Here is a 371-nt window from a genome sequence, read left to right as displayed (position 1 = left end):
ACAGGGGTACCCTTCCTGCAGCAGCCGCTCCAGGCGCCGTTCTTTGCCCTCGGCCCGCTGTTTCAGCAGCGCCAGCGCTTCCTGCGGCGTGATGCAGTCGGTGATGTAACGGAAGTCGATGCAGCGCACCAGTTCCTCCGGCGTCATCTCCGCCACCAGCCGCCACACCGGCTTGCCGACCGATTTGGCCCACAGATCCCACACCGCATTGACCACCGCGCCGGTCGCCAGGTGAATGGCGCCCTTGTCCGGCCCAATCCAGCGCAGCTGGCTGTCGCTGGTGAAGCGCCGCCAGAAGGCGCCCATGTCGGCGGCGATCGTCTCCAGTTGCTCACCGACGATCTGATGTTCCAGCGCGCGGATCGCCGCAC

General features: G+C 66.8%; 1 pseudogene. It reads right to left on the bottom strand.

What is annotated here, in order from left to right:
• Positions 1-371: pseudogene (locus J0A67_RS23545) on the bottom strand (fuconate dehydratase); the annotation flags it as partial.

It is taken from the genome of Algoriphagus aestuariicola (assembly GCF_017254835.1).
GTDB lineage: Bacteria > Bacteroidota > Bacteroidia > Cytophagales > Cyclobacteriaceae > Algoriphagus > Algoriphagus aestuariicola.
Note: the sequence above shows the minus strand (reverse complement) of the source record. Positions and strands in the feature narration are given on the sequence as shown.